Raw genomic sequence first — 23,760 nt, 5'->3', positions numbered from 1 at the left:
CTTTCTGATGGTCTCCTCAGCTGCTGGAGTCCGTGGGCCGGCAGTGGTCGCCGGGATCGCTGCTGCTAGTGCCGTGGCGGTGGGTGCCGTGTTACGCCCGGCGGCATCGATTGCCGTGCTGTTTTCGGTGTTCGCGATCGTGGTGTCGGGCCCGGCGCCTGTGCTGGCCGCCCTCTCGGGGCTTTCCGCAGCCGCCTACCTGGTGTCTCGTTACGCGGTCGGAACCTCCGTCGGTGTGCTCGGCAGCTGGCCGACGATGGTGGCCGCCGCGGGGTTTGCGTTTGCCGGATTGGTCGCGACGTCCTTTCCCCTGCACGTGCCTTGGTTGCCGTTGCTGGCGCCGCTGGCGGTGCTAGCGATCTACGTGTTGGCCACCCGCCCCTTCATAGGTTGATTACTGCTGATGGTGTGGCACTTAACTATTGGCGGCCCACTATTGACAGCCGGTTATCAATCGATAACATCAGGAGTATGTTATCAAACGATAACCGAGTAGGACTCGGAAACATCCTCGCCGACTTGCGGGGTTACCTCGACGACAATCCGCCGGCGCTGACCCTGCCGCCCGGCGCCTACACCTCGCCGGAACTGTGGCAACTCGAGCGGGAGCGGATCTTCAATCGCTCCTGGGTCCTTATCGCGCACGTCGATCAACTCGCCGAGACGGGTGATTACGTCGCGGTTTCCATCGCAGGTGAGCGGGTCATGGTAGTGCGGGGCGGCGACGGCGAACTGCGTGCCATCTCGCCCATCTGCCGGCACCGATTAATGCCCTTGGTGGAAACCGGCGCGGGGCACACCGACGCATTGACCTGCCGATACCACAGGTGGCGATATGGGTTGGACGGCCGCTTGCGTGGTGCGCCCCACATGGCCGGAAACAAAGAATTCGATCCTCGGGATTGCCGGCTGCCGCAGTTCGCGGTGAACACCTGGAAAGGCCTGGTGTGGGTCAATCTCGATGCCGCCGCCGAGCCCATCGGAGCGCATCTCGACCTGGCTGACGGCGAATTTGCCAACTATCGGCTCGACGATCTGGTGCAGATTGACTCGTGGATGCTTCAGTGGCGTGCCAACTGGAAGCTGGTGTCGGAAAACGGTCACGAGAACTACCACGTGCTGGGCTTACATCAGCAAACATTGGAGCCGTTCGTGCCCGGCGCTGGTGATCTGGACGTACGCCAGTATTCGCCGTGGGCGCTGCGGATCAGGGTTCCCTTCACGTTTCCGGCCGACGCGAAGTCGTTGCAACTTACCGAGGTCCAGAAAGCCAACCTGTCTGTGTTGTGGACATTTCCCCACAGCGCGTTGGCTGCGGCGGGTGAGCGGGTCGCTTGGTTTAGCTTTATTCCGCTGAGTATCGACCGGGTGCAGGTACTTGGCGGCGTGCTCACCACACCAGAGGTCGCCGCAGACTCGGCAGCAACAGCTCAGACCGGGCAGTTCATGATGGCGATGATCAACGACGAGGACCGACTCGGATTGGAGGCTGTGCAGCTCGGCACGGGGTCCCGTTTTGCGCAACGCGGTCACCTTAGCCCCAAAGAGCGGCCCGGCATGCTCGCGTTCTACCGCAACCTTGCCGAGGCGCTTGTTGGCGACCAGGGCGGTGGTGGCTAGCCTTGCCGGCATGTCGATGCAGGCCGCGCGGTGGAGCCCAACGGCGCTTCGCATCCTGGGTGCCGCCGCCGAGCTCATCGCGCTGCGGGGCTACGCATCGACCTCGACCCGTGATATTGCCGCAGCCGTTGGGGTGGAGCAGCCGGCCCTCTACAAACACTTCTCGGCAAAACGCGACATCCTCGCGGCGCTAGTCCGGCTCGCCGTCGAATGGCCCCTCGAGCTTTTCGGCCGCCTCTCCGTGATGCCGGTCCCCGCGGTGGTCAAGCTGCAGCGCTGGCTGCAGGAATCGCTGGATTATCTCCACGCCTCGCCCTACGTACTGGTTTCCATCCTTATCACCCCGGACCTGCAGCACGATTCTTTCCTTAGGGAGCGGGAGCTCGTCGACGAGCTGGAGCGCGCACTCGTCGGCCTAATTGAGACGGCGCAGGGCGAAGGTGACCTGCGTGTGATGAATCCAGTGTCGGCTGCCAGGCTGGTGCAGGCGCTGTTCGACGCCCTGGCATTGCCTGAGTTTGCGGTGAGCCCGGACGAGATCGTCGAATTCGCGATGACCGCCCTCGTGTCAGATCCCAATAGCCTACCCGCCGTTCGTTCTGCAGCTGAGGAGTTGCACATCGAGGCAGCGCGGCCCAGCATCTGATTCTGGCCGCTTGCAGTTCTCGGGCACGTTTGCTATGGCAGGTTCGCGCCTTGGTCCACAGATCGGGCTGCCGCCGGGGCCCGAACGGATGCCGGGTCGTTACGTCCGACTGTCGCCGCCCGGTTTCTTGCGGAATGTACAGAGATTTGACCAAACCGCCGATGTTCCTGACGCGACTTTTCTACAGTTTGTTGCGACGGGTTGTCTGAAGTGTCTAATCGCCTACTGACAAGGGTGGGGCTGCTGCAACCCAACGGACGAACTTGTGAGCCAGGGGACCAGGGGAAAGGACAGATGATGAGCTTCTTGGTTTTGCCGCCAGAGGTCAACTCCTTGCGGATGTTTATGGGTGCGGGGTCGGCGCCGATGGTGCAGGCAGCGACGGCCTGGGATCGGCTGGCTGAGGAGTTGGGGTCGGCCGCGCAGTCGTTTGGGTCAGTGACCTCGGGGTTGACCGGGCAGGCGTGGCAGGGTGCGGCGGCGGCCGCGATGGCTGCTGCGGCAGCTCCTTATCAGGGTTTCTTGGCAGCCGCGGCGGGGCGGGCCACAGGAGCTTCGTCTCAGGCGAAAGCGGTAGCCAGTGCGTTTGAGGCCGCACGAGCGGCCACGGTTCATCCGTTGGCGGTAGCGGCGAACCGGAAGGCGTTCGTGCAACTGGTGTTGTCGAATCTGTTCGGTCAAAATGCGCCGGCAATCGCGGCTGCTGAGGGTATCTACGAGGAGATGTGGGCCGCCGATGTGGCCGCGATGGTGGGATACCACGGTGGGGCGGCAGCTGCGGCAGCGGCGTTGCCGTCGTGGCAGCAGGCGTTGGCTGGGCTCCCGGGTCTGGGTCAGGCGGCAGCCGCAGCGGTTGCCCCGCTTTCGGCCGCCGCGGGTGCGGTCAGCTCGCTGGTGGGCGGATCGACCGGTCCGCTCGCAGCGGTCGCGGCGCCTGCCGCAAGCCTTTTCACCCCGCCTGCGATCAACACCGGCCTGGGGAATATAGGCAACTGGAATCTGGGCGGCGGCAACAACGGCTCGTTCAACCTGGGCGGCGGCAACTTCGGTAACGTGAACCTGGGCGGCGGCAATATCGGCAATCTCAACTCCGGTAACGGCAACTTCGGCTTTGCCAATCTGGGCAGTGGAAATACCGGCAACACTAATTTTGGGTTCGGCAACCTTGGAAACCTCAACCTGGGTAGCGGAAACCGGGGTAGTGGTAACTGGGGCTTCGGCAACTCCAACGATTTCGGTACCGGAAATGTAAATTATGGTAGCGGCAATCTGGGCAACCTGAACTTCGGCGACGCGAACCGTGGCGACTTCAACATCGGCAGCGCAAACTTCGGAAACTTCAACATCGGCCTCGCCAATATTGGCGACAACAACTTCGGCTTCGGGAATAACGGCAACAACAACATTGGGTTTGGGCTCACGGGCGACAATCAGATCGGCATCGGCGCACTGAATTCCGGTGTCGGTAACATGGGTTTCGGGAATTCCGGCAACAACAACATCGGTTTCTTCAACTCGGGTGAGGGGAACGTCGGATTCTTTAACTCAGGGACCGGTAACTTCGGCTTCGGTAACGCGGGCAATACCAACACCGGCTTCTGGAACGGGGGCGCTGCCAACTTCGGCTTCGGAAACGCCGGCGACCAGACCGTTGGTTTCGCCAATGGTAGCGACAACAACATGGGTGTCGGAAACTCGGGCTTCGGCAACGCGGGCCTGTTCAACTCTGGCAGCCGAAACACCGGGGCCTTTAACTCAGGTGGTGCGAACACGGGTTTCTCCAACGCAGGAGATGTGAACACGGGATTCTTCAACTCTGGTAGCACCAATACCGGGCTGTGGAACGCGGGTGACTTGAACACCGCAATCGGCAGTGCCACCACCCCGGCCGGTGCTACCTCATCGGGATTCGGCAACACAGGTGCCGGCGTCTCGGGCTTCTTCAACTTGGGTTCCCTTACTTCTGGCTTCCAGAACACCAATACGGGCTTCGGCCTGAGCTCTGGGTTCCTCAATACGGGCGACAATGTGGCTGGATTCAACAATTCCGGCTCCTTCCTGGTCGGACTTAACAATGTGGGCAACAACAACGTCGGCATAGCAAACGCTGGCGCGTTCAACGCGGGCATCTCTAACTCGGCCACCAACGCGTTGGCCACCAGCACCTCGGGTATCGGAAACTCCGGCGACGACAGCGCTGGCTTGTTCAATACCAGCGATCACGTCGCGGGTATCTTCGGCTAGTTCGGCGCGTGTGACCCGGCTCCGCACCACGCGATAGCGCTATCGGGATTCGCCTCGTGGTTGGCTCGTGTGGTTCTCACGCACCCAGCGGGCGGGCTACCTCGGTGCGCCGGCTTCGGCGGCGGGGGCACGCCTGGGGCACGGAATCCGTGCATACATTCGCCAATGCATTGCAACTAGCGCAGCGCGCCAATCTGAGCCCCGCCGATAGCGTCTCGGCTATCTCAGTGCAGCAACAGGGCAGCGCGCTCGGCCAGGTCGAGCACCGGCTGCGGGATGATCCCCAACAGCATTGTGACCAAAGCGCATACCGCGATGGCTGCCTTGCTCAGCAGGCCCGGTGCCACAACATGCGGTGTATTGTCGGATCCCTCGGTGAAGAACATCAGCACGATGACCCGGACGTAGAAGTAGGCGGCCACCCCGCTGGAGATGACACCGATGATCACCAGCGGCACCGCGCCGCCCTGTGCGGCGGCTCTGAAGACCGCGAACTTGCTGACGAATCCACTGGTCAGCGGTATTCCCGCGAAGGCCAGCAAGAACATCGAAAGCATCACGCCCACAATGGGTGAGCGTTGGCCAAGCCCGGCCCAGTGCGACAGGTCGGCATCCTCGACGCCGTCGGCGTTGCGGATCAAACTCACGATGGCAAACGCTCCCACCGTGGAAAAGCTGTAGGCGACTAGATAAAACAACGTCCCCGAGAGGCCCGCGGCGTTGTCGGCGATCACCCCGGTGAGGATGAAGCCGACATGGGCGACCGACGAATAGGCAAGCATCCGCTTGACGTTGGTCTGGTTCACCGCGGTGATGGTGCCGACCGCCATGGTCAAGATAGAGATCGCCCACAGCACAGGTCGCCACTGGTCGTGCAGCGGCGGCAGCGCCACATAAACGACCCGAAGCAGAGCACCGAATGCAGCGACCTTGGTGGCCGCCGCCATAAATCCGGTGATAGGGGTGGGCGCGCCCTGGTATACGTCAGGAATCCAGGAGTGGAAGGGGACGGCGCCGACTTTGAAGAGCAGGCCAGCCGACAGCAGCCCGACGCCGATCAAGGCCATCGACGTATCGCTGTGTGCCGCTAGCGAATCGCGGATGCCGGTCAGAGTCAGCGCACCGGTTGCCCCGTACAGCAACGCAACACCGTAGAGAAAAAATGCTGACGAGAACGCACCTAGCAAGAAGTACTTCAACGCCGCCTCTTGCGACACCAGGCGGCGGTGACGAGCCAGACCGCACATCAGGTACAGCGGCAGCGACAGCACTTCGAGCGCAACGAACATGGTCAACAGGTCCTCGGACGCCGAGAAAACCATCATGCCGCCCACAGAAAGCGTCACCAGCGGGAAGATCTCAGTTTGAGCGGCTCCCGCCCGCTCCGCCTCCTGCTCGGCGTCGCTGCCTGGCACTGCAGAAGCCTGCGGTGTAAACGAGTCCAGCCCTCCGCCGCCCGCGGCGACGGTCACTTGGTTGTGGGCGTCAACGCGCTGCGCGCTGCGTTCGGCAATGAAGATGATCGCCAGCACGGCTACCAGCAATACGGTGCCCTGGAGGAACAGCGCGGGCCGATCCACCGCCACCGATCCCAGCACCGCGCGGCTACCGGACGCCGGAATTGACTTGGCCACCACAACAATATCGATGAATGCCGCTGTCAGTCCGCCGACGGCCAGCGTCACTTGCGTGCTGTATCGAAGTCGGCGCGGCAGGAAGGCTTCTACGAGGACGCCGGCGACAGCCACGCCGAAGACAATCAGCATCGGGCTCAGCAAGAAGTACTCGATGCTGGGGCTGGGCAGGATCATGGGTGTGGTCCTTCGGCGGTCCGGGGTACGCCCTTACCCATAGGTATGGTGGGCGCGGGATCATGCTGGCCAATGGTGGTCATGGTGTTCTCGACCGCCGGGTTGATCAAGTCGAGCACCGGTTTGGGGTAAATGCCGAGCGCGAATAGCAGCGCGATCAGCGGCGCCACGACAACCAGCTCGCGGCCCACCAGGTCACTGATGCGTTCGTTGCCGTTGGCCACCGGCCCGGTCATCACCCGCTGGTAGAGCCACAGCATGTAGATAGCCGAGAGCACCAGTGCGGTCACACCGAAGGCCGCGGCTATCCAGTAACGGTTGAAAGTGCCCAGCAGGACCAGAAATTCGCTGATGAACGGGGCCAGGCCGGGCAGCGACAAGGTGGCCATGGCCGACACCATGAAGGTGCCAGCCAACACCGGGGCCACCTTCTGCACGCCGCCGTAGTCGGCGATTGCTCGGCTGCCGTGGCGGGAAACAAGGAAGCCGGCGATCAGGAAAACTGCCGCGGTGGACAGGCCGTGATTGAGCATGTAGAGCGTCGACCCGCTTTGCCCTTGGCTAGTCATGACGAAGATGCCGGCGATGATGAAGCCGAAGTGCGAGATCGAGGTGTAGGCGATCAGGCGCATGATGTCGGTTTGGCCGATGGCCACGACGGCGCCGTAGATCACGCCGATGATGGCCAGCGTCACAACCAGCGGACGGAAATAGGTTGACGGCTCGGGGAATAGTTGCAGGCAGTAGCGCAGCATGCCGAAGGTGCCGACCTTGTCCATCACCGCCATCATCAGCACTGCGGTCGCTGGTGTGGACTCGACCGCGGCGTCGGGGAGCCACCGATGGAATGGCCACAGCGGGGCCTTGATGGCGAACGCGAACATGAAACCCAGGAACAGCGCCTTGAGCACCGCCGGGTCGACGCCGTATTGACCAGACCGCACGCCGGCTACAATCTCGCGGAAGTCGAAGGTGCCCGAACCGTGACGCGTGGTCACCACATACAGCCCGATCACCGCCGCCAGCATGATGAGCCCGCCGAACAGGTTGTACAGCAAGAACTTCACCGCGGCGCGGGAGCGTCCGGGCCCCTGGCCGAATCCCCCGATGAGAAAGTACATCGGGATGAGCATGGCCTCGAAAAACACGTAAAACAGCAGCACGTCCAGCGCGATCACCGAGATCAGCACCATCGACTCGATGGCCAGCGTCAACGCGACATAGGCGTGCACACCACGGGTGCGTTGACCCCCGTCGTTCCAGCCGGCCACCAGCAGCAGCGGAATCAGCACCGTGGTCAACAGCACCAACACCATGGCGATGCCGTCTACCCCCAGGGTGTATCCAGCGCCGAAAGCCGGTATCCAGGAATGCTTTTCGACGAACTGGTAGGGCTCACCACCGGGCTGGAATGCGGTGGCCACCACGACCGATATCGCCAGCGTCAAGACGCTGACCAACAGTCCGGTCCATTTCGCGAGCCGGCGCAGTCCCGGAGGTAGCAGGATGATCAACACCGAACCGGCCAGCGGCACCAGCCAGAGCACGCTCAGCCATGGGAGGTTGGCGTTCACCACAGGTTCACCACCAGGAGGACCGCGGCGAGCAGGGCAGTACCAGCCAGCATCGACAACGCGTAGTTGCGCGCGAAGCCGGTTTGCATGCGGCGCAAACGATTCGACGTATGGCTAACCAGCGCCGCCAACGCGTTGACCGAGCCGTCGACACCGGTGTTGTCGACCTCGACTATCGCGTGAGTCAATTGTGCGCCAGGGCGCATGAACACCTCCTCATTGAAGGCATCGCCGTAAAGGTCGGCGCGGGCAGCCGTGGTCAATACCGACACCTGGACGGGGGCCACCCGCGAAATTTCGGCGGTGCCGTACATCCGGTAGGCCACCGCGATACCGATGGCGACGACACCCAAAGCCAGGGCGGTGCTGACCCAAGCCGGCAGCGCGTGAGCGGCTTCCTCATGGATTCCGACGACGGGCTCGAGCCAGTGCTGCAGCCTGCCGCCCACCGCGAGCAGGCCACCGGATAACACCGAGCCCACGGCCAGCAGGATCATCGGCCACGTCATCAGGGCGGGTGCCTCGTGCGGATGGGAAGCCGGCGCCCAACGCTTTTCGCCGAAGAAAGTCATCAGCATGACTCGCGTCATGTAAAACGCGGTGACGCCGGCGCCCAGCAGCGCCGCCCCGCCTAGCACGTAACCGCGCGTGTCACCGGCGCCCAGCGCCGCCTCGATGATGGCGTCCTTGGAGAAGAATCCCGCGAACGGCGGCACGCCGATGATCGCCAGGTAGCCCAACCCGAAGGTGATGAATGTGACTGGTAGCGCCGCGCGCAGACCGCCGTAGCGGCGCATGTCCTGTTCTTCGTGCATGGCGTGGATCACCGCGCCGGACCCGAGGAACAGACCGGCCTTGAAGAACCCGTGGGTGAGCAGGTGCATGATCGCAAACGCGTATCCGGCCGGGCCCAGGCCGGCAGCCAGCACCATGTACCCGATCTGGCTCATCGTCGAGGCGGCCAGTGCGCGTTTAATGTCGTCTTTCGCGCAGCCGATGAACGCCCCGAACAGCAGCGTGACGGCGCCGACGACGATCACAGCCAGCTGCGCATCCGGTGACAAGTTGTACAGCGGGTTGGAGCGCACGATCAAATACACCCCGGCGGTCACCATGGTGGCGGCGTGGATCAGCGCTGACACCGGGGTGGGGCCCTCCATGGCGTCACCCAACCAGGCCTGCAGCGGAACCTGGGCGGACTTGGCGCAGGCGCCCAGCAGCAGCAGCAACCCCATCGCGGTAAGCGCACCCCGGCTGGCGGCGGGTGCGCCGGCGAACACTCCGGCGTACGACAGGGTGCCGAAGGTGCTGAACATCAAGAACATGCCCAGCGCGAGCCCGGCGTCTCCGACCCGGTTCATCACGAACGCCTTCTTGGCCGCCGTGGCCGCGGACGGTTTGTGGTACCAGAAACCGATCAGTAGGTAGGACGCCAAGCCGACGCCCTCCCAGCCGACGTAGAGCAGCGCGTAATTGTCGGCGACCACCAGCAGCAGCATCGAGGCGAGAAACAGGTTGAGGTAACCGAAGAACCGCCGCCGGTCGGGGTCATCGGCCATGTAGGCGACCGAATAGAGGTGGATCAGCGACCCGACCCCGGTGATCAGCAGCACAAAGCAGATGGACAACTGGTCGATCTGGAGTCCGAAGTCGACCTGCAGCCCGCCCACCGGAATCCAGCTAAACACCGTCTGGCGGATGACGCGGTCCTCCGCACTCCGGCCCAGCAGGTCGCCCAGCAGCGTCGCGCCCACGCCGAACGCGGCCAGAGCCGCGGCGCAACCCATCCAGTGACCCCACGCATCGGTCCGTCTGCCGCCGAACAGCAAGATTGCGGCACCCGCCAGTGGCAGCGCCACCAGCAGCCAGGTGTAGTGAGTCATGTTGGCGTTCTTAGCCTTTGAGTAGGTTCGCGTCGTCGACTGACGCCGATTTGCGGGTACGGAAAATCGTCATGATGATGGCCAGGCCGACGACCACTTCGCAGGCGGCCACCACCATGGTGAAGAACGCGATCATCTGACCGTCGAGGTGGCCGTACATCCGCGCGAAGGTGACGAACGCCAGATTCACGGCATTGAGCATCAGCTCGACGCACATGAACATGACAATCGCGTTGCGGCGCAACAGCACACCGGAGGCTCCGATGGTGAACAGCAGCGCCGACAGGTAGAGATAATTGGCCGGATTCATCACGTACCGCCCCTGACTGGTGCGGCGTCCGCATCAGCAGCGCGGGTTTCGTTACCGGCCGCGCGGCTGCGCAAAATCGAGGAGACCGACAACTCCGAATACGAGCCGTCCGGGAGCAGTGCGGCCACGTCGACGGCGTTGCGGCGCGCGTAGACACCTGGACTGGGTAGCGGAGTGGGATGCCCGCCAGGACGGAAGCGTTCTTGCGAAAGCTCGCGTTGGGTCTTGCGGCGCGTGAAACGTTCCCGGTGGGTCAGCACCATGGCCCCGATGGCGGCGGTGATCAACAGCGCGCTGGTCAGCTCGAACGCCCACAGGTAGCGGGTGAAGATCAGCGCTGCCAAGCCCTCGACGTTGCCGTTGGCGTTCGCGGCGGTCAGCCCGGCGAAGCCTTCGGTGGCCACCGTCCCGATGCCGCCCACGAGAAGGACGCCGAATCCGACCCCGGTCACCACCGCGGCGACCCGCTGTCCGCGCAGGGTCTCCTGCAGCGATTCCGCGGAGTCCACGCCAATGAGCATCAGCACGAACAAGAACAGCATCATCACCGCGCCGGTGTAGACCACGACTTGCACGACGCCCAAGAACAACGCGTCCTGGATCATGTAGAACACCGCCAGGATGATCATCGTCATCGCCAAGAACATCGCCGAGTAGACCGCGTTGACGGCCAGCACCACTCCGAGCGCGCCGAGCAGCGCCAGTGCGCCCAGGATCCAGAACGTCACCGCCTCGCCGGTGGAGGTGCGGACAATAGTGTCTTGCGCCAGATTAGAAGCTAGTAGTGCGGTCACCGCAAATCTCCGGCGTCCTGGGGCTCCCGCACACCGGGTGCGGTCACATTGCCTAGGTAGTAGTCCTTGTCGCTGGCGCCCGGAGCCCGGGGATGCGGAGGGGCGGTCATGTCGGGTTCTAGCGGGGCCAGTAGCCGGTCCTTCTCGTAGATCAGGTCGGCGCGGTTGTCGTCGGCCATCTCATAGTCATTGGTCATGGTGAGCGCGCGGGTGGGGCAGGCCTCGATGCACAGGCCGCAACCGATGCAACGCAGGTAGTTGATCTGGTAGACGCGGCCGTAACGCTCGCCGGGCGAATAGCGCTCCTCTTCGGTGTTGTCGGCGCCCTCGACGTAGATCGCGTCGGCCGGACACGCCCAGGCGCACAGCTCGCAGCCGATGCATTTTTCCAAGCCGTCGGGGTAGCGATTGAGTTGATGACGACCGTGGTAGCGCGGTTTCACCGGGCCGGGCTTCTCCGGATATTCCTCGGTAACGGTCTTTTTGAACATCGATCCGAATGTCACGCCGAACCCGGCTACGGCGTCCCAGAGCTTAGGCATGGGCAGTCTCCTTGCTGGCGCCGACTGGCAGCGGTGGTGTCGGGAAGAGCGGTTCGGGGCTGTCACTTCCTCCGGGGCTTGCGGCGCCTTGTGGCGGACGCTTCGCCCGCGCGCTGCCGACGCTGAACGGCTTGCGCAGCGACGTCACCACCAGCACCGCCACCACCAGGCTGGCGACCACTAGCGTCGGCGTCCAATACTGGTAGCCCTGGTTGCGCAGCGAGCGGATGACGGCCGCGATCATGATCCACACCAGGGACACCGGGATCAGCAATTTCCAGCCCAGCGCCATGAATTGGTCGTAGCGCAGTCGTGGCAACGTGGCCCGCAGCCAGAAGTACATGAACAAAAAGCCCCATACCTTGGCGGTGAACCACAGCACCGGCCACCAGCCGGAGTTCGCCCCGGCCCACATGTTCAGTGGCCAGGGGGCATGCCAGCCGCCCAGGAACATCGTCGCAGCCAACGCCGACACGGTGGTCATGTTGACGTATTCGGCGAGCATGAACATCGCGAACTTCAGCGACGAGTACTCGGTGTGAAAACCCGCGACCAGCTCACCTTCTGCTTCGGGCAGGTCGAACGGTGCCCGGTTGGTCTCGCCCACCATGGAGATGAGGTAAATCACGAACGACGGCAGCAGCAGGAAGACGTACCAGACGCGGTCCTGGGCAGCGATGATCTGCGAGGTGGACATGCTGCCGGCGTAAAGGAACACGGTGGCAAACGACAGCCCCATCGCGACCTCGTAAGAGATGACTTGGGCGGTCGAGCGCACCCCACCCAATAGCGGGTAGGTCGATCCCGACGCCCATCCGCCGAGCACGATGCCGTACACCCCGATCGCCGACAGTCCCAGAATGAACAGCACCGCGACCGGCACATCGGTCAACTGCAGCGGCGTGCGGTGGCCGAACACCGATACCTCGGGACCGAACGGGATGAACGCAAACGCAGTAAAGGCCGGAATCACCGAGATGATCGGCGCCACAAAATAGACGAACTTGTCGATGCCGCCGGGAGTGATGCTCTCCTTGAGCGCCAGCTTGATTCCGTCGGCCAGGCTCTGCAGAGCACCCTTCGGCCCTGCCCGGTTAGGGCCGGGACGCAGTTGCATCCGGCCCAGCAGCTTGCGTTCGGCCAAAATCGCCACCAGCACGGTCAGCATGAGGAACACGAAGATGGCGATCGCCTTGGCTATCACCAGCCACCACGCGTCCTGCCCGAAAATCGTCATCGGCGCCGCTCCTCCCCATCCGCCGCTCCAATGTTTACGACGCTGCCAATAGTGGTGCCAAGCTTCTGGTGTGCCGCCGAACCGGGCGAGTTCAGCGGCAGCCACACCACCCGGTCGGGCATGTCAGTCACGTTGAGCGGCAAGGTGATCGAGCCTCGCGGCGTGCTGACGGTGACCGCATCACCGTCGGTGACGCCGATTTCGGCTGCCGTGTCGGCCGACAGCCGTATCACCGGTGTGCGCGCGGTACCGGCCAGGTGCGGCTCGCCGTCCTGTGACCGGCCCTGGTCCAGCAGCATCCGCCAACCCGTCAGTATGGCCTCACCCGCACCGGGTTCGGCCTGCTCAGCGGTTCCCACATGCGGGCTGGGCGGGTGTTTTCCGTCCCAAGCACCCAGCGCGGCAAACTCCGCACGGGCCGCCTCGACGGTGGACAGCCCCAGATAGATACCCATCTCGTCGGCTAGCGCATCAAGCACCCGATGATCGGACTGGCCGGCCCGTTGGGTGGTGCCGTGCAGCGCGGGTTCGAAGCCCCGGTAACGGCCCTCCCAGTTGACGAAGGCGCCGGCCTTCTGCGTCGTCGGCGCGACCGGAAATACCACGTCGGCGCGTTCGGTGACAGCGCTGTGCCGCAGCTCGAGGCTGACCACGAAGCCAGCGGCATTCAGGGCGGCCAGCACCGCGTCGGGATCGGCGAAGTCGCCCGGCTCGACGCCTCCGACCAGGAGCGCGCCCAGTCTGCCAGCGGCGGCGGCGGCCAGCATGGCGTCGACGTCACGTCCAGGCGCAGCAGGTAATTCGTCGACGTGCCATGCCGCGAGCACCTGGGAGCGGGCGGTGGCGTCGGCCACCGGACGCCCGCCGGGCAACAGTGTGGGCAGGGCGCCGGCCTCGAGTGCTCCGCGTTCCCCGGCCCGCCGAGGCACCCAGGCCAGCGTCGCACCGGTGGAGTCAGCCAGCCGCGCCGCGGCAGACAATCCGCCTGGCACCGTGGCCATGCGTTCCCCCACCAGGATGACCGCGCCGGGGGTGGACAGCAGATCGCCTGCCGCGCCGGTGGCCAGACCGTCCAGCGCCGAGGGCTCCTCTCCGGGAATGGTTTTGATCAGCTTGCCGGACATCTTCTGCAGTCCGCGGGTGGCGAACGGGGCGATGGCGTACACCGGAACCCGGTTCTTGCGGGCCGCCTTGCGTAGCCGCAAGAAGACAATCGGCGACTCCTCTTCCGGCTCGAACCCGACCAGCAGGACCACCGGAGCCGATTCCAGATCCGAGTAGCTGATGGTCAGGGGCCGGCCTGCCACGCGGGCAGCCAAGAAGTCGGCCTCCTCGGCCGAGTGAGGTCGGGCGCGAAAGTCGATATCGTTGGTGTCCAACGCGATTCGGGCGAATTTCGAGTAGGCATAGGCGTCTTCCCAGGTAACCCGGCCGCCGACCAGAACACCGGTACGGCCGCGGGCCGCCTGTAAGCCTTGGGCTGCCGCGACCATGGCATGCGACCACGACGCGGGCACCAGCTCACCGTTGGCGTCGCGGAGCAGGGGAGTGGTGATAACGTCCAGTTGCGACGCGTAGGCAAAAGCCCACCGGCCCTTGTCGCAGTTCCACTCCTCGTTGACTTTCGGGTCGTCGCCGGCCAGCCGGCGTAAGACCTTGCCGCGGCGGTGGTCGGTGCGTTGGGCGCAGCCCGAGGCACAGTGTTCACAGACGCTGGGACTGGAGACCAAATCGAACGGGCGCGCCCGGAACCGGTAGGCAGTTCCGGTCAGTGCGCCCACTGGGCAAATCTGCACCGTGTTGCCTGAGAAGTAGGAGTCGAACGGCTCGTTGGCGTAGATGCCGACCTGCTGCAGGGCGCCGCGCTCCTGCATGTCGATGAACGGGTCGCCGGCGATTTGGTCGGAGAATCGGGTGCAGCGCGCGCACAAGATGCAGCGTTCTCGGTCCAGCAACACTTGCGCGGAAATATTGATCGGCTTGGCGAAGGTGCGCTTGACGTCGGTGAAGCGGGAGTCGGGCCGGCCGTTGGACATGGCTTGGTTTTGCAGCGGACATTCGCCGCCCTTGTCGCACATCGGGCAGTCCAGCGGATGGTTGATCAACAGTAGCTCCATCACGCCGTGCTGAGCCTTATCGGCGACCGCCGAGGTGAGTTGAGTGCGCACCACCATGTCGTCGGTGCACACTGTGGTGCACGACGCTAGTGGCTTGCGTTGCCCCTCAACCTCGACCAGACATTGCCGGCACGCGCCCACCGGATCGAGCAGCGGGTGGTCACAGAACCGTGGGATTTGGACGCCGATCAGCTCGGCGGCGCGAATCACCAAAGTTCCCTTGGGAACCCTGACTTCGGCGCCGTCGATGGTCAGCGCCACCAGCTCCGGCTGGGCCAACCGGTTTTCGGTGTCGGCCGTCTGTGTCACGCGTCATCTCCGTTCGGGGTCAGCATGGATTCCCGGGGGTCAAACGGGCAACCGGCTTGTTCGACGTGAGCGATGTACTCGTCGCGGAAAAACTGGATCGACGACATCACCGGGCTGGCCGCGCCGTCGCCCAACGCGCAGAACGACTTACCCAAGATTGAATCGGAGATGTCGAGCAGCTTGTCGATGTCCTCGTGGGTGCCCCGGCCGGTTTCCAGCCGCTCGTAGATCTTGTCCAGCCAGAAGGTGCCCTCCCGGCAGGGTGTGCACTTGCCGCAGGATTCGTGTTTGTAGAACTCGGTCCAGCGGCGCACGGCGCGCACCACGCAGGTGGTCTCGTCGAAGATCTCCAGCGCCTTGGTACCCAGCATCGACCCGGCGGCGCCGACGCCCTCGTAGTCCAGCGGCACGTCGAGGTGTTCGTCGGTGAGCAACGGTGTTGACGACCCACCCGGCGTCCAGAACTTCAGCCGATGTCCGGCACGTACGCCGCCGGCGTAGTCGAGCAGCTCGCGCAACGTGATACCCAGCGGCGCCTCGTACTGGCCCGGTCGGGTCACGTGCCCCGACAATGAATACAGCGTGAAGCCAGGCGACTTCTCGGTACCCATCGACCGGAACCAGTCGACGCCGTTGAGGATGATCGACGGGACGCTGGCGATGGTCTCGACGTTGTTGATCACTGTCGGGCAGCCGTACAGCCCGGCAACAGCGGGGAAGGGTGGCCGGAGCCGTGGCTGGCCGCGTCGGCCCTCCAGGGAGTCGAGCAGCGCGGTCTCCTCGCCGCAGATATAGGCGCCCGCGCCGGCGTGCACCACCAGCTCCAGGTCAAAGCCGGAACCGTGGACGTTGCGGCCCAAGTAACCGGCGGCGTAGGCCTCGGCCACCGCATTCTGCAGCCGTCGCAGCACCGGCACCACTTCGCCGCGCACATAGATGAAGGCGTGGTGGGCTCGGATCGCGTACGCGGCGATGATGACGCCCTCGACAAGCACGTGCGGGGTGGCCAGCATTAGCGGAATATCTTTGCACGTACCGGGTTCGGACTCGTCGGCGTTGACCACCAAGTAGTGCGGCTTGGCGCCGGCGCCGGTGTCGCCTTGCGGGATGAACGACCACTTGGTGCCGGTGGAAAAGCCAGCGCCGCCGCGCCCGCGCAGGCCGGAGTCCTTCACCGTTGAGATCACTGCGTCCGGGTCCATCGTGAGGGCCTTCTGCAGTGCCTGATACCCGTCGTGGCGTTGATAGGTAGCCAGGGTCCACGACTTCGGGTCATCCCAGAACCGGCTGATGACGGGGGTCAACGGCGTGGCTTGCGAAGTGGTCATGACTCGTCTTCCGGCGGAGTTGGCGCCTGCATGTCGTTTTCTTGCGCTACCCGCAGTCCGGCCAACGTGGCCGCACCGGCACCACCCTGGCCGTCATCGGGACGCTGATCCGGCAAGCCCGCCAAGATTCGTGACATCTCACGGAATGCGCACAGCGGTGCGCCGCGGCTGGGCGACTTGGGCTGGCCGGAGCGCAGTGAGTCGACAAGCTCGCGCGCCGACTCCGGCGTCTGGTTGTCGAAGAACTCCCAGTTGACCATCACCACCGGCGCGTAATCGCAGGCAGCGTTGCATTCGATGTGTTGCAGGGTGATGGACCCGTCGGACGTGGTCTCGTCGTTGCTAATGGCCAGATGCTCTTTGAGGGTCTCGAAGATGGCGTCGCCGCCCATCACCGCGCACAGCGTGTTGGTGCACACCCCGACCAGGTAGGCGCCGGTGGGGCCGCGCCGGTACATGGTGTAGAAGCTCGCCACCGCCGAAACCTCGGCCCCGGTCAGTTCCAACTGCTTAGCGCAAAACTCTAGGCCCGCTGGTGTGAGGTAGGAGTCTTCACCCTGCACCAGGTGCAGCAATGGCAGCAGCGCCGAGCGCTTGTGCGGGTAGCGACCGATGATCTCTTTTGCGTCGACTTCCAGCCGCGCCTGTACCTCTGGTGGATAGGACTGCGGGGCACCGTCAACCATAAACTGGTTGGGCTCTTGCGGTGGCGGGCCCAGGCGGAGGAACACCGGCTGGCCTTGTGGTCCGGTCATCGGTCGACTCCGCCCATGACGGGGTCGATGCTGGCGACCGCGGTAATCAAGTCGGCGACCATGGCGCCCTCGCCCATGGCGGCTACCGCCTGCAGGTTGGTGAAGGAGGGGTCGCGGTAGTGCACCCGGTAGGGGCGGGTCCCGCCGTCGCTGACCATATGCACGCCGAGCTCGCCCCGCGGTGATTCCACTGCCACGTAAACCTGGCCTGCCGGCACCCGGATGCCCTCGGTGACCAGCTTGAAGTGGTGGATCAGCGCTTCCATCGAACCACCCATGATCTTGGCAATGTGCTCTTCTGAGTTGCCCATGCCGTCCGGGCCCACCTTCAGGTCGGCCGGCCAGGCGAGCTTGCGGTCCTCGATCATGGTCGGGCCCGGCTTCAGCTTGGCTAGGCACTGCTCGACGATCTTGATCGACTCCCACATTTCTTTGACGCGAATCATGTAGCGGCCGTAGGCATCACACGTGTCATCGGTGATCACATCGAATTCGTAGTCTTGGTATCCGCAGTAGGGCTCACTCTTGCGCAGGTCGTGCGGCAACCCGGTGGAGCGCAGAATCGGGCCGGTGATGCCCAACGCCATACAGCCGGCCAGGTCCAGGTAGCCGACGTCTTGGGTACGGGCCTTCCAGATGGCGTTTTCGTTGAGCAGATCGCCCATCTCACGCAACGGTTGACGCAACTGCTGCAGGGCGTCGGCGATTTCGGTGGTGGCGTTGGGCGGTAGATCCTGGGCTAGGCCGCCGGGTCGGATGTAAGCACTGTTCATCCGCAAACCGGTGATCGATTCGAACAGGGTCAGGATGATTTCGCGGGCTCGGAAGCCGACGAACATCGGGGTCATGGCGCCTAGCTCCATGCCGCCGGTCGCCAATGCGACCAAGTGGGAGGAGATCCGGTTGAGCTCCATCATCATCACCCGAATGACGTTGACCCGCTCCGGTATCTGATCGGTGATGCCGAGCAGCTTCTCCACACCCAGGCAGTATGCGGTCTCGTTGAAAAACGGTGACAGATAATCCATCCGGGTGACGAAGGTGACGCCTTGGGTCCAGTAGCGGTATTCGAGGTTCTTCTCGATCCCAGTGTGCAGGTAGCCGATTCCGCAGCGCACCTCGGTGATTGTCTCGCCTTCGATCTCCAGAATCAGCCGCAAGACCCCATGGGTGGAAGGGTGCTGGGGCCCCATGTTGACGACAATGCGCTCGCCGGGGTCGCTGCTGCTGGCGGCGTCGACGACCTGCTGCCAGTCCTGACCTCCGGCGACCAGGATCGTTTCGGTTTCGGTCATTTCTGCTCGGTTTTCGCCATTAGTTCTCGGTTTTCGCCATTAGTCTCGGTTTTTCGCCATTAGTTGTAGCCCCTACGCTCGTCGGGCGGGGGTATCTGCGCGCCCTTGTATTCGACCGGTATGCCGCCGAGCGGGTAATCCTTACGTTGCGGATGTCCCTGCCAGTCGTCGGGCATCTCGATGCGGGTCAGCGACGGATGGCCGGCGAAGATGATCCCAAAGAAATCGTATGTCTCGCGCTCATGCCAGTCGTTGGTCGGGTAAACCGAGAACAGCGACGGGATATGCGGATCACCTTCGGGCACAGATACTTCCAGCCGCAGTCGCCGGTTATGTGTGATCGACTGCAGAGGGTAGACGGCGTGCAGTTCCCGGCCCGTCTCGTGCGGGTAGTGCACTCCGTTGACACCAAGGCACATTTCGAAACGCAGTGCCGGATCGTCACGCAGGCATTGGGCAACCTGCGGTAACGACTCGCGACGAACATGTAGGGTCAGTTCGTCGCGGTCGACCACGACTTTTTCGATGGCAGCGTCGAATTCGATGTTCTCGCGCCGCAGTGCCGCGGCCAGCCGGTCGGCGATGTCGTCGAAATAGCCGCCATACGGCCGAGGGCTGCTGCCCGGCAACGTGACCTGACGTACCAGACGTCCGTAGCCGGAGGTATCGCCGGTGCCGCGGACTCCGAACATGCCGCGACGGACGTCCACCACTTCTTCGTCCGCGGTGGCGGTCGCTTCTTGCGGGTCTTGGTCGGGCGAACTCATCGCAGCAAGCCGCGCATTTCGATGGTGGGCCGGGCCAGCAGCGCCGCTTCTTCGGCTTCAGCGATCGCGCGTTCCCGGTTGACTCCCAGCGGCATTTCCTGAATCTTCTCGTGCAGCTTGAGGATTGCGTGCAACAGCATTTCCGGACGGGGTGGACAGCCGGGCAGATAGATGTCTACCGGGACGACATGGTCCACGCCCTGCACGATCGCGTAGTTATTGAACATCCCGCCCGACGACGCGCATACCCCCATGGCTAGAACCCATTTCGGCTCGGCCATCTGGTCGTAGATCTGGCGCAGCACCGGCGCCATCTTCTGGCTGACCCGCCCCGCGACAATCATCAGATCCGCTTGCCGCGGCGTCGCCGAAAAGCGCTCCATCCCAAATCGGGCGATGTCGAAGCGCGGCCCCGCGGTCGCCATCATCTCGATCGCGCAGCACGCCAACCCGAACGTCGCCGGCCAGAGCGAGTTTTTGCGGACGTAGCCCGCCACCTTCTCGACTGTCGACAGCAGAATCCCGCCGGGCAGCTGTTCTTCCAGTCCCACGTCCTACCTCAATCCCACGTCAGGCCGCCGCGGCGCCACACGTAGGCGTAGGCCACGAACACGGTGAGCATGAATATCACCATCTCCACCAAAGCGAAGGTTCCCAGCGCGTCGAAGCTGACGGCCCATGGATAGAGGAACACGATTTCGATGTCGAAGACGATAAATAACATTGCGGTCAGGTAATACTTGATCGGGAAGCGTTGCCCAGGGGCGGCGTGCGGGCCGGTGGCCCCGCGGCCGGCTTGAGTTTCGGTCGGTTCGATCCCGCATTCGTAGGCCGCCAGCTTCGATCGGTTGAAGCGCGATGGGCCCGCCAGGCTTGCGATCACAACCGAAAACACGGCAAAAGCAGCAGCGAGTGCCGCCAGCACCAGGATGGGTATGTAGACGTTCAAGTCACTCCATGATCCGTCGTACGGGCCGCCAACGTAGCGGCCGGGCGGTGACCAGGCCAGCTGTGACGGACCGGGCTTGTGGACCGTCGCAGTGACCTTCAACATAGTCGCGCGATGCCAAGCCCCCATGCCCGGGGTCGGCCTGTGCGGGGACGCGTCGGTTCGCTGCTCGCCGCGGCCGACGTAGCGGCTGTGGTCGCGAGGTTGATTGCTGTCGAGGCCGAGGAATCTCTCGGCGTTCAACGCCCGGCTTCGGGGTCCTGCGCTCAGCTCTTCCATACGGACCCGTTGGCGGCGTAGGCGGACCGTTTGACCGGCGTCCCCGCCCTGTTTGACGGGGATCGGTGATTGATAGCACGATATCATCACTCGATGGCGCAGATTTTGATTCGTCAGCTCGACGACGACACCAAGGCCAAACTGCAACGACTGGCCCGTCAGCACGGACGCAGCACCGAGGAAGAGGTCCGTGAGATTTTGCGCAACGCGGTACGCAACGTCGATGCCGCGCCCAGCCGCCTCGGCTCACGCATTGCCTCGCGATTCAAGCAGGTAGGTCTTGATTACGACATCCCGGAGCTCCGTGACAATCCGGTGCGGCCAGCCGAGTTCGACTCATGATCCTGTTGGACACCAACGTGCTGTCGGCGCTGATGCGACAAGGTAGGCCTGATCCCGCGGTGGTGACATGGCTGGACGAACAACCGGCAGAGTCAATCTGGACGACGTCGATCACGGTGTTCGAAATACGTACTGGCATAGAACTGTTAGAGCTCGGGCGTCCGCGCAGGCAGCTCAATCAACTCTTCACGCAAATACTCGCTGAGGAACTCAACGGCCGTATCCAAGCCTTCGACCGAACGTCGGCGCTTGAGGCGGGAACCATTGCCGCGCAACGTAAACAGAGTGGTCAGACGGTAGCGACTCGAGATGTGCAGATTGCCGGTATCGCCGCGTCCCGCCGCGCTGCGTTGGCCACGAGAAACATCCGCCTTTTTGAAGGAATGGGTGTGGACCTCGTCAACCCGTGGGCCTGATGCTGCCCGGCACACCATCGCAACGCTTTCAGGCTCGCGTTCGTGCCAACCTCTCACGTGAGCACCACAATGCGATGACGGGATGCAGACCCACCCGTCGCCGCGGCAGCGAAGCGGAGCTGCCAATGACCAAGGTCCGCTTGCCGTCGATACTCGGGGTTGGCTCACGTCACCGGCGAGCGCACCAGCCTCAGCACCGTCCGGCCCAGCACAATCGGGTCGATCGGATGCGGCACCGCGGCCTCAGCCCGCGACCAGCTAGCCAGCCAGGCATCGTCCGGGCGCCCGGTGAGCACCAGGATCGGCGGGCACACCGACAGCTCGTCCTTCAGCTGTTTGGCGATGCCCATGCCCCCGGTCGGTGTCGCCTCGCCGTCGAGGATGGCCAAGTCGATACCGCCCTTGTCCATCTGTTGGATGACCATCGGACCCGTCGCCACTTCCACATAGGACAATTCGGGCAGATCCGGGTGCAGCCGTTTGCCCAGCGCCCGGATCACCTGATCGCGGGTCTGGACATTGTTGCTGTAGACGAGAATCCGCAGGGCGTCGGTGGAGTCGGGCACGGCCACGATGGTACTGGTGCTGCATAGCCGCCCTTCCTGCGGAGTGTGGGTGACCGTCATGAGGCCGATCGTGCTTTAGCCGCAATCCGGACGTGACGCCGCCGGTCACGACTCATCTGCCCGATAGCGACGCTTGGGGGCCCGGTGGCAAGGTCGGCTCTCGTAGTTGTCCGCACCACAATGGCGGTCCCAGCGGTCACAGAAAACGTCGATGACATTGCCCATTAGCCGAACTACCATGAATTCGAGTTAAGCAGTCAATATGCCGGGTTTTTGCCGTTAAGCTCTGCACCATGTCGGCGATGACGACCGGCAAGTGAGTCGGAAGGACTAGACTGGTGAGTTTCTTCGCGCTGCCGCCGGAGATCAACTCCCTACGAATGTTCATCGGTGCGGGTTCTGCGCCGATGTTGCAAGCGGCGGCCGCCTGGGAGGGCCTAGCCGACGAGTTAGGCCTTGCGGCGCAATCGTTTTCGTCTGTGACGGCGGGTTTGGCGGGCCAGGCGTGGCAGGGTCCGGCCGCGGCGGCCATGGCGGCTGCGGCGGCGCCTTACGCAACCTGGCTGAGCGCTGCCGCGGCGCAGTCTGCCGGCGCAGCGGGGCAAGCCCGCGCCGTAGTCAGCATGTTCGAGGCGGCGCAAGCGGCAACCGTGCTTCCGCAAGCGGTATCGGCCAACCGCAACGCATTCGTACAGCTAGTGATGTCGAACTTATTCGGTCAGAACGCGCCGGCGATCGCGGCTGCCGAGAGCCTGTACGAGGAAATGTGGGCCGCTGACGTGGCGGCGATGTCAGGCTATTACTCCGGGGCGGCGGCGGTGGCCGCGAAGGTGGTGCCGTGGGGGAACATCCTGAAGGGTCTTCCGGGGCTGGGCGCCAGCGGTGCTGGCAGCAACGTCGGTGGTGATGTGACCGGCGCTGCGGTGGCCGGAGCCGGCGGCGCCGGTGGCGCGAACGTCGGCGGCAGCACCACTGCCAACGCCGGCAGTGGTGCTGGCGGTGCGAGCACGACCGCCGGCGGCAGCGGAACCCCCGGCGTCGGGTTGTCGCAAGCCGATCCGATGTACGCCAACGGTGGTCCGGCCACTGTCAACGGCGGCAACGTCGGTGCTGCCAGTCTCTTGACCGGGAGCGCGAACAGCCCAAGTGTCAGCGTTGGGACTCCCGGGCTGGTACCGATGCCCGTCCCCATCCCGGTCACCGCTGGTAGTCAGCCCGCGTCTGGCGTCGGCCCGAGTGCGGCAAATGCTGCCAGTACCGCCGCTCCAGCTCGGGCGCCGGAGGCGGCGGGGCCCCCGGCACCGGAAGCTACGGCGCCTCCGGCGCCGGAAGCCGAAGCGTCCGCTCCACAGCTGGGAGTACTGTCCACTGCCGATCCCGAGATTGCGGCCAAGGCGGCGTCGGCACCGGGAACGCGAGCAAAACAATCCACCGGTTCCGGCATCCCGGGGTCGGCACTGCGGCCTTCCCGCAGCGCCGCTAAACCGCAGCGGTTGGCCGCAAGGCAGGATCAGCACACTTCCGAGGAGGCGCCGGAGCCGGAAGGCAGCGTTTCCGCCCTCAGGCCGGAGACAGAAACCGGGCAGTTGCGGCCGCGGGCACAAGAGGACGTGGGAATTCAGATCCGCGGCGGCTGAGCGGACTTCGCCACCAATTCTTGGCCGTGAAGGCATCTCCGGTGATTTAAGCTAGCCTCGATTTTGCATGCCAGTTGCCTTGGCGGGCGAGTCGACTTCGGGTTAGCCTGTGGCACTGACTGTTTGGTAATGCGGCGTGCTTACTGGACCCGTGTCGCTGGGTTGGGTGGGCCTTCCGGGGCCTTGGTTCTTTCGTGGCGTGTTGGGACAGGTGGGCTTGGGGGTCAGGGGAAGGAGGCTCGGATGCGGCGCCAGGCGGTGGTAATCGTGTGCGCCCAACGCCAGGTGGCGTCGATGCGTAGGTGCAGTTGTCGGGCGCCGTGGGTGATGCGGGCGGCC

At 64.1% G+C, this 23,760-nt stretch carries 22 protein-coding genes; 7 read left to right on the top strand and 15 right to left on the bottom strand.

The genetic code is table 11. The features are described 5' to 3' along the window. Positions 1 to 7: 7 nt before the first annotated feature. From F0Q45_RS09890 to F0Q45_RS09875, 4 genes are all read left to right on the top strand, one after another. On the top strand, positions 8 to 394 hold the full coding sequence (locus tag F0Q45_RS09890; protein ID WP_149653787.1) for a hypothetical protein: 387 nt from the start codon (positions 8 to 10) through the stop codon (positions 392 to 394). A 77-nt stretch (positions 395 to 471) separates the two neighbouring features. Further along, positions 472 to 1,620 (top strand): aromatic ring-hydroxylating oxygenase subunit alpha, encoded by a 1,149-nt coding sequence (locus F0Q45_RS09885; protein ID WP_149653776.1) that lies wholly within the window; start codon positions 472 to 474, stop codon positions 1,618 to 1,620. 10 nt (positions 1,621 to 1,630) lie between these two features. Further along, complete coding sequence (locus tag F0Q45_RS09880) at positions 1,631 to 2,266, top strand: TetR/AcrR family transcriptional regulator (RefSeq protein ID WP_149653775.1); 636 nt, start codon at positions 1,631 to 1,633, stop codon at positions 2,264 to 2,266. A 297-nt stretch (positions 2,267 to 2,563) separates the two neighbouring features. Beyond that, positions 2,564 to 4,510: a PPE family protein gene (locus F0Q45_RS09875; RefSeq protein ID WP_149653774.1), complete on the top strand. Its 1,947-nt coding sequence runs from the start codon at positions 2,564 to 2,566 to the stop codon at positions 4,508 to 4,510. A gap of 224 nt (positions 4,511 to 4,734) precedes the next feature. Here the strand turns inward: F0Q45_RS09875 and nuoN are convergent, their stop codons facing one another. The 14 genes from nuoN to F0Q45_RS09805 are packed head-to-tail and all read right to left on the bottom strand — an operon-like array spanning position 4,735 to position 20,181. Beyond that, on the bottom strand, positions 4,735 to 6,321 hold the full coding sequence (gene nuoN / locus F0Q45_RS09870) for an NADH-quinone oxidoreductase subunit NuoN (protein ID WP_149653773.1): 1,587 nt from the start codon (positions 6,319 to 6,321) through the stop codon (positions 4,735 to 4,737). Next, positions 6,318 to 7,898 (bottom strand): NADH-quinone oxidoreductase subunit M, encoded by a 1,581-nt coding sequence (locus tag F0Q45_RS09865; protein ID WP_188112859.1) that lies wholly within the window; start codon positions 7,896 to 7,898, stop codon positions 6,318 to 6,320. The genes nuoN and F0Q45_RS09865 overlap by 4 nt, the downstream gene beginning before the upstream one ends. Beyond that, positions 7,892 to 9,778, bottom strand: coding sequence for an NADH-quinone oxidoreductase subunit L (nuoL, locus tag F0Q45_RS09860; protein WP_149653771.1), 1,887 nt, complete (start codon positions 9,776 to 9,778; stop codon positions 7,892 to 7,894). Before nuoL ends, F0Q45_RS09865 begins: the two co-directional genes overlap by 7 nt. A 10-nt stretch (positions 9,779 to 9,788) precedes the next feature. Further along, on the bottom strand, positions 9,789 to 10,088 hold the full coding sequence (gene nuoK, locus F0Q45_RS09855) for an NADH-quinone oxidoreductase subunit NuoK (RefSeq protein ID WP_149653770.1): 300 nt from the start codon (positions 10,086 to 10,088) through the stop codon (positions 9,789 to 9,791). Beyond that, a complete protein-coding gene (locus tag F0Q45_RS09850) occupies positions 10,088 to 10,882 on the bottom strand; it encodes an NADH-quinone oxidoreductase subunit J (protein WP_149653769.1) in 795 nt (264 codons plus the stop codon). The genes nuoK and F0Q45_RS09850 overlap by 1 nt, the downstream gene beginning before the upstream one ends. Continuing rightward, positions 10,879 to 11,424, bottom strand: a complete 546-nt coding sequence (gene nuoI / locus F0Q45_RS09845; RefSeq protein WP_149653768.1) for an NADH-quinone oxidoreductase subunit NuoI — start codon at positions 11,422 to 11,424, stop codon at positions 10,879 to 10,881. Before nuoI ends, F0Q45_RS09850 begins: the two co-directional genes overlap by 4 nt. Beyond that, positions 11,417 to 12,661, bottom strand: coding sequence for an NADH-quinone oxidoreductase subunit NuoH (nuoH, locus tag F0Q45_RS09840; protein ID WP_149653767.1), 1,245 nt, complete (start codon positions 12,659 to 12,661; stop codon positions 11,417 to 11,419). Before nuoH ends, nuoI begins: the two co-directional genes overlap by 8 nt. After that, complete coding sequence (locus F0Q45_RS09835; RefSeq protein WP_149653766.1) at positions 12,658 to 15,087, bottom strand: NADH-quinone oxidoreductase subunit G; 2,430 nt, start codon at positions 15,085 to 15,087, stop codon at positions 12,658 to 12,660. Before F0Q45_RS09835 ends, nuoH begins: the two co-directional genes overlap by 4 nt. Next, on the bottom strand, positions 15,084 to 16,415 hold the full coding sequence (nuoF, locus tag F0Q45_RS09830) for an NADH-quinone oxidoreductase subunit NuoF (RefSeq protein WP_149653765.1): 1,332 nt from the start codon (positions 16,413 to 16,415) through the stop codon (positions 15,084 to 15,086). Before nuoF ends, F0Q45_RS09835 begins: the two co-directional genes overlap by 4 nt. Then, the gene (nuoE, locus tag F0Q45_RS09825) at positions 16,412 to 17,170 is read right to left on the bottom strand and encodes an NADH-quinone oxidoreductase subunit NuoE (protein WP_149653764.1); all 759 of its coding nucleotides are present in this window, start codon (positions 17,168 to 17,170) and stop codon (positions 16,412 to 16,414) included. Before nuoE ends, nuoF begins: the two co-directional genes overlap by 4 nt. Further along, positions 17,167 to 18,465, bottom strand: a complete 1,299-nt coding sequence (nuoD, locus tag F0Q45_RS09820) for an NADH dehydrogenase (quinone) subunit D (RefSeq protein ID WP_149653763.1) — start codon at positions 18,463 to 18,465, stop codon at positions 17,167 to 17,169. Before nuoD ends, nuoE begins: the two co-directional genes overlap by 4 nt. A 59-nt stretch (positions 18,466 to 18,524) precedes the next feature. Further along, on the bottom strand, positions 18,525 to 19,232 hold the full coding sequence (locus F0Q45_RS09815; RefSeq protein ID WP_149653762.1) for an NADH-quinone oxidoreductase subunit C: 708 nt from the start codon (positions 19,230 to 19,232) through the stop codon (positions 18,525 to 18,527). Further along, positions 19,229 to 19,783 carry a NuoB/complex I 20 kDa subunit family protein gene (locus F0Q45_RS09810; RefSeq protein WP_149653761.1) on the bottom strand — a complete coding sequence of 185 codons (555 nt, stop codon included), beginning with the start codon at positions 19,781 to 19,783 and terminating at the stop codon, positions 19,229 to 19,231. Before F0Q45_RS09810 ends, F0Q45_RS09815 begins: the two co-directional genes overlap by 4 nt. Before the next feature lie 8 nt (positions 19,784 to 19,791). Continuing rightward, positions 19,792 to 20,181 (bottom strand): NADH-quinone oxidoreductase subunit A, encoded by a 390-nt coding sequence (locus F0Q45_RS09805; protein WP_149653786.1) that lies wholly within the window; start codon positions 20,179 to 20,181, stop codon positions 19,792 to 19,794. Between the two features lie 372 nt (positions 20,182 to 20,553). Here F0Q45_RS09805 and F0Q45_RS09800 point away from each other — a divergent pair, with 372 nt between their 5' ends. Next, the gene (locus F0Q45_RS09800) at positions 20,554 to 20,802 is read left to right on the top strand and encodes a FitA-like ribbon-helix-helix domain-containing protein (RefSeq protein ID WP_149653760.1); all 249 of its coding nucleotides are present in this window, start codon (positions 20,554 to 20,556) and stop codon (positions 20,800 to 20,802) included. Further along, positions 20,799 to 21,218 (top strand): type II toxin-antitoxin system VapC family toxin, encoded by a 420-nt coding sequence (locus tag F0Q45_RS09795; RefSeq protein ID WP_149653759.1) that lies wholly within the window; start codon positions 20,799 to 20,801, stop codon positions 21,216 to 21,218. The genes F0Q45_RS09800 and F0Q45_RS09795 overlap by 4 nt, the downstream gene beginning before the upstream one ends. 164 nt (positions 21,219 to 21,382) lie before the next feature. On the opposite strand, the gene F0Q45_RS09790 is transcribed toward F0Q45_RS09795, so the two are convergent. After that, on the bottom strand, positions 21,383 to 21,784 hold the full coding sequence (locus tag F0Q45_RS09790) for an Rv3143 family two-component system response regulator (protein ID WP_149653785.1): 402 nt from the start codon (positions 21,782 to 21,784) through the stop codon (positions 21,383 to 21,385). Between the two features lie 338 nt (positions 21,785 to 22,122). Between F0Q45_RS09790 and F0Q45_RS09785 the strand changes: the two genes are divergently transcribed. Next, the gene (locus tag F0Q45_RS09785) at positions 22,123 to 23,421 is read left to right on the top strand and encodes a PPE family protein (RefSeq protein ID WP_149653758.1); all 1,299 of its coding nucleotides are present in this window, start codon (positions 22,123 to 22,125) and stop codon (positions 23,419 to 23,421) included. The last annotated feature ends 339 nt before the right edge of the window (positions 23,422 to 23,760 follow it).

The organism is Mycobacterium simiae, assembly GCF_008370645.1.
GTDB lineage: Bacteria > Actinomycetota > Actinomycetes > Mycobacteriales > Mycobacteriaceae > Mycobacterium > Mycobacterium simiae_A.
The sequence above is the reverse complement of the archived record's forward strand: the minus strand, read 5'-3'. Positions and strand labels throughout refer to the sequence as shown.